Origin of the sequence: Myxococcus xanthus (assembly GCF_013116825.1) — a bacterium.
Lineage (GTDB): Bacteria > Myxococcota > Myxococcia > Myxococcales > Myxococcaceae > Myxococcus > Myxococcus xanthus_B.
This window is the reverse complement of record NZ_JABFNS010000247.1, coordinates 1-5,298: the sequence shown is the minus strand read 5'-3', so window position 1 is coordinate 5,298 and position 5,298 is coordinate 1. Positions and strand designations below refer to the sequence as shown.

The following is a 5,298-nucleotide window of genomic DNA, read 5'->3' as shown; positions in this document are numbered from 1 at the left end:
CTGCGGACCCGCTCCGCCTTGCACCAGGGCATAAAGCTCGCTCTGGCGGCCATCTCCCCAAGCGACGCAGCAGGCTGGTTCGCCTACTGCGGTTACTCCGTCGCTCAGCCCAGATGAACTGCGCTATGAGGCGGAAGGTGTAGTCCACGGTGGAGCCCAGGAGCCAAGGGCGCAGCCCATAGACCCATGCGAGCCAGGCGAGCGACAGCGCCCCCACGCATGTCGCGAGGCGTCGCTCCCCCCGCAGGAACAGCGCGAGGGTCAGCATGACGCCTCCGAAGGCGAACTCCTCCTTGCAGGCAAACAGGAGGACCAGCGACGCCAGGAGCAATCCTTGGCGGCGCAGATGGAAGGCAAATCCCGTCAGCACCCAGGGCAGCGCGGACCACGTCGTCGGGTGGACGGGGAACTTCACGGCCTCCACCATGCTGGGACTCAGCAGCAGGAGTGCCGCGAGCAGAACCAAGGCATTGCGACTCAGCAACCCCTTCAAGTGGAGCCAAAGCAGGGGGGCCACGGTGAGCAGCACGAAGAGTGCCTCGACGACCAAAGCGGCCCACATGGGTGGGATTATCCGCGCCAGAGGGTGTGCCACCCAGAGGATGGGGTCGAAGTGGTCGTTGAAGATGAAGACCTGCCGCGCGCTGATCCACGGGTTGGGCTCCGTCAACGACAAGCGCGCCATTGCCTGGGAATAGATACCCAGGTCGAAGTTCGGAAAGCATGCCTGCGCGGCCTGAAGCCAGACAGGGACTACGACGAACACCCCCCAGATGAGGAGCACGAGAAGCAGGGCCATGGCCCCCATCCCGTGCAGCACACGTCCGGGGCTCGAATCACTGGTGGAAGAAACCATGGCGCCAAGTCGAGGCGATGCCGGCAACGGTCGTGGGCTTGTGCCGCTTATCGCTCTCCTACGGTGTCAGGTCCCACAGGCTGTGTCACGGCTTTGGAAGCAGGGGATCGCCGGAACAGTGCCATGCGTCCTTGTCAAACTGCATCGGGACGTGGTTGAGCAACAGCAGAACCCGGACTGGGCCTTTGGCGACTCTGCGGTGCGTGCAGTGAGTGTTGCTTATTACCCTGGCTGTAATAGCGCGCCCATGGCACCTCGAGGGTGCCCCACCCGGTGGAGTGGCTGTCGGACAACGGGCCCGTTTACACGGGCAAGGACACGCGCGATTTCGGCCGGAATCTGGGCTTGGTGGTATGCACCACGCCCGCATACTCCCCGGAGAGCAACGGCATGGCCGAGGCTTTCGTGAAGACGTTCAAGCGCGACTGCGTGTACGTCAACGACTTGCCCTCCGCTTCCCACGTCCTCGCCCGGTTGCCCGTCGGGTGCGACGACTACAACCGCTGCCACCCCCATCGCGGATTGAAGATGATGTCACCCCGCGAGTTCCGTAGTGCTAACTCCCACCCCTGAGCTGTCCGATTTGACGGGGGCAACTACAACGGAGAGCCGCTACTGGCTGGACGGCCAGGCGCGCGTGGCCCTGGGCATCGGCGTGTTGGGCGAGGCCTTTCGGGCAGCCCGTGCCTCGAAGTTGGAGATGCCTGCGAACCTGCTTCTTCACATCGGCCTGGCGTTGGCCATGAGACCGACGATGATTTCGGACCTCTTTAGCCGAGCAGGGAAGCGCGAAGCGAATTCTGGGTAGGCACATGGGGGGCTCCTCTGTGGCCAGTGTGCGTCGCCGCGAGTCCTTGCTGGCAGACCAGGAGGATTCATCGTGAGCGCCGCAGGACAGGGAGTGACGTCGTGGGCTGCGAGGCTCGCAGGGGCGCTGTCCGCCACGCTGTGTGTGCTTGCGGGATGCTCGGAGCAACTCGAGGCAGAGGTGCGCCCTGGGACTGAGTTTCCATCGGGGAGCACTTGTGACGGTGCTGTTCCGCGGACGCTAGACGAGGTCTACGCGACGCACTTCGCGGCGGCCCAGCCCACGGGCTGCACCGTGGGTTGCCATGAAAGCGGCGCCGGAGGCCTGGCCTTCCGAAATGCCCACGAGTTGTGGCTGGCCACCGTGCAGCGCACCTCCGTCGGTGATTCAGCGCTGCTGCTCGTGGAGCCCGGCCACCCGGAGCGCAGCCGCATGTACCTCAAGCTGCTGCCGGACGCGGTGGGGCGCATGCCTCAGGGCGGCCCATTCCTCGATTCCGCCGCGCTGCGCGATGTGGCCGGGTGGATTTGTGCTGGTGCATCCGAACCTTCCACCTCCTCCGGAGATGGGGGCATCCCTGACAACCCTCCGCCAACGCTCGATTTCCTCACGCCCTCCTCCGTTCCGGAGGGCGTGGGCGAGGTGGTGCTTGCCGTGAATGGCAGTGGCTTTGTGGCCAGCAGCCAGGTGAGCGTGAGCGGCACGGCAATGGCCACCATCTACGACGGGCCTCAGCGACTGTCGGCCCGCGTGGCCGCGTCCTTGACCGCGCAGGCCAGCACGCACCTGGTCCAGGTGACTACTCCGTCTCCAGGTGGAGGGGCCAGCGCCAGCCTCGCGTTCACAGTCACTGCGTCCGGTACGGCGCTCCCCACGGTGTCGTCGCTGTCGCCATGCGGCACGGTTGCGGGCACAGGAGCATTCACCCTCACCGTGCGCGGGACGGGCTTCAAGGAGGGGGCGAGCATTACCTTCAACGGCAGCCCTGTGGCAGCGACCTTCGCCAGCGCGACCGAGCTGCGTGCGTCTATTGCCGCCGGGCTCGTGGCCTCCGCGCCACCTGGTAATGTCGCCAGCGTCACCGTCACCAACCCGGCGCCAGGCCGCGAGGCGTCTGCACCCGTGACGTTCGGAGTGGCGAGCAAGGTATCAACGCTGGCGTCGGATGTGCAGCCTATCTTCACTGCGAGTTGTGCCACCAGTGGGTGTCATTCGACCGCATCTACGCCAGTGAACCTCACCGCTGGCAATTCGTATGGCGAGTTGGTTGATATCTCCACCAGCAGCAAGGGGTGCGGCATGCGACTCCGGGTGATGGCGTGTGGCCCGCTGCGCGGACAGAGCTTCCTCATCGACAAGATTCTAGCGACCAACACCAGTCCCGCATGCTCGGGGGGCCCCATGCCCAAGGGCAGCCCTTTGTCCGCCACTCAGAAGCAGGCCCTCATCGATTGGGTCGCCCAGGGGGCCCCCCCGTAGTGCGCATGCCGGCCGCGCAAAGAGAGCGCCGCTGGAGGAGCCTCAATGGTCACGTGAAAACCGGCCAAAGGGAGAGGACCGAGACAGGAGGACTCCTACCTCGCGGACTCGGAGGTCCGCAACTCCATGGCCCCCCTTCCCCCAGTCCTCCACTGGCCGGTTGGAGGTGATGAGGGTGGAGGCCTTCTCGTAGCGGCGCATGATGAGCTCGAGCAGGTCCTCGGCGGCGGAGGCCGGCAGCTTGCGCATGCCGAGGTCATCGATGATGAGCAGAGGCGCCCCGGTGAGCGCATCGAGCTTCTGGCGTCGGGTGCCTTCGAGGCTTGCTTCGGCGAGCTCCTCGAGCAGGTGGTGCGCCTCGCGGTAGAGGACGCGATGGCCCTGGGACTGGATGACGGCGCGGCCGAGGGCCTGGGCGATTTGACTCTTGCCGGTGCCTGGAGGGCCGAGGAAGAGCGCGTCCTCGCGCCGCTCCACGAAGCCGCCGGTGGGCAGCTCGAAGACGAGGCGGCGATTCATCTTCTTGTTGAAGTCGAAGTCGAAGCCGTCGAGCGTCTTGCCCGCGTCGCGGAAGGCGCCCTGCTTGAGGCGGCGTTGGATGAAGCTGTCGCTTCTGCGAGTCAACTCCCCCTGTGTCCACTGACACGAGTCACGACCAACTCGCTCGCGGCGGCGGCCGTGTCCGCGACGCACGTTTTGACCAATCGTGGACACTCCGATGAACCAGCGACCGCGCATTGGGAGGAATTGCCTCCACTGCCCCCGCAGGGAATGCATGGCGCGTGGGAGCACGAACACGAACGACCGAGAGTTTTTTGGGACGCGTGATGGCGCAGTCCCTCTTCTCGTTCGAGCTCCCAGCGGAATTCCCGATGGGGTGACTCATGTACGGAAAGGAAGACACACCGTGAAAGCCAAACTACTGTCTCTCGGAGTCGCGCTTCTGGCTACTGCAACGCTGCTGGCGCCGACGTCGGCGTCCGCGGAAGACTCGTGCGAGGCGGCCCAGAAGCAGGTTCAAGACTGGGTCAATGCCCAGGCAGGAAATCTTCCGACAGAGTTGAAGGACCTGAGACACCTTCCAATGGCCTATCGAAAGGCCGTCGTCGCGGAGCTCTCGCCTGTCCAAAAGGCGTCGCTGTGGCGTGAGCATCTCAGCCAGTACGCCGCCTCCCATCCGGACCTCTCCAAGCCGCAAGTCGCGGCCTTGAAGTCGGCGCTCGCGCTGCTCACTCCCGAGCTCTTCACCCAGGAGGAACATCCTAGCCTCGCCCTCATTGGAGCGCAGATCCGGGATGCCTTTGGAGCAGAGGAAGCCATCGCCATCGTGGCCACGCTGGGGCCCGTGGAAGCACCCGCGGATGCTCCGCCAGCATTGGCGCCGCTGTGCCAGTGCAGCAGGGTTAGTCAATACTGTGGGAGCAACACTTGCCGAGCCTACTCATGCACGATGCAGACCAGTGGGTGCGGGACTTTCTATCAATTTCGCTGTGACGGCCTCTGTGGATGACGTGAGGACACGGCCAACCTAGCTCCAGCGCCCCATCTCTCGAAGTTCGCTTTCAAATGAGCAAGCGCGACGCTTCATCGTCGCGCATGCTTTCCAGCCGGGCGAAGCAAGCCAGTCGATGACGTGCGTCCTCCAGGGACCTCGGCGGCTCAGGGCACAACTACCCCCACTGGCGGCGTCTCCCGCCATCGCCAGCATCCGAGGGCTCGTTGGTCTAGAGCAGCGGACGACTGAGGAAAATCCGCGCCGCCCGACGAAATCGTGACCGCGAGCCAAAATCCCTTGGGATTCAGCGACTTAAGCACGAAGGCCCCGCGATATTCATCGCGAGGCCCGTGTTAAAGAAAAAGGCCCTGCCAGTTGGCCATCCGCTTCCGGTTTAGCCGCTGCTCCCGAGGGAAGCCTCACGCTTGCGCCGTTCACGCTCGCGGCGCTGTTGGCGTGAGCGGGCGGTCACCTCTGCGATGAGGAGGATGCGCTCCTCCAATTGCTCCAGCGTCACGCCCCTGCTCATCATTGCATGCGACAGCAGCAGCGGGGCACAGCGGGTCAACGCCAGCACCAGTGCGAGCCGCCCCGTCGCCTGCTGCTGGCCCGACGCGTCTTCCTTCTGCGGCATCGACAATTCCAGCAGCCGCGAGAGGG

General features: G+C 64.9%; 5 protein-coding genes and 1 pseudogene. 3 read left to right on the top strand and 3 right to left on the bottom strand.

Annotated elements, in window-relative coordinates:
• A partial coding sequence (locus HNV26_RS36730; protein WP_253817386.1) for a DUF2079 domain-containing protein occupies window positions 1–799 on the bottom strand: 799 nt, incomplete at its 3' end.
• A gap of 318 nt (window positions 800–1,117) precedes the next feature.
• Here HNV26_RS36730 and HNV26_RS38800 point away from each other — a divergent pair.
• Window positions 1,118–1,429 (top strand): annotated as a pseudogene (locus tag HNV26_RS38800) (integrase core domain-containing protein); the annotation flags it as partial.
• A gap of 307 nt (window positions 1,430–1,736) precedes the next feature.
• Entirely contained in the window at window positions 1,737–3,143 is a 1,407-nt protein-coding gene (locus HNV26_RS39440; protein ID WP_171445498.1) for an IPT/TIG domain-containing protein, read from the top strand.
• Window positions 3,144–3,185: 42 nt separating this feature from the next.
• Here HNV26_RS39440 and HNV26_RS36715 read toward each other — a convergent pair whose 3' ends face one another.
• Complete coding sequence (locus tag HNV26_RS36715; RefSeq protein ID WP_171445497.1) at window positions 3,186–3,767, bottom strand: ATP-binding protein; 582 nt, start codon at window positions 3,765–3,767, stop codon at window positions 3,186–3,188.
• A 283-nt stretch (window positions 3,768–4,050) separates the two neighbouring features.
• Here HNV26_RS36715 and HNV26_RS36710 point away from each other — a divergent pair, with 283 nt between their 5' ends.
• Window positions 4,051–4,653 (top strand): bacteriocin fulvocin C-related protein, encoded by a 603-nt coding sequence (locus HNV26_RS36710; RefSeq protein ID WP_366817107.1) that lies wholly within the window; start codon window positions 4,051–4,053, stop codon window positions 4,651–4,653.
• A gap of 379 nt (window positions 4,654–5,032) precedes the next feature.
• Here HNV26_RS36710 and HNV26_RS36705 read toward each other — a convergent pair.
• Window positions 5,033–5,298 (bottom strand): hypothetical protein (locus HNV26_RS36705; RefSeq protein ID WP_216613076.1); only part of this gene is annotated, 266 nt, incomplete at its 5' end.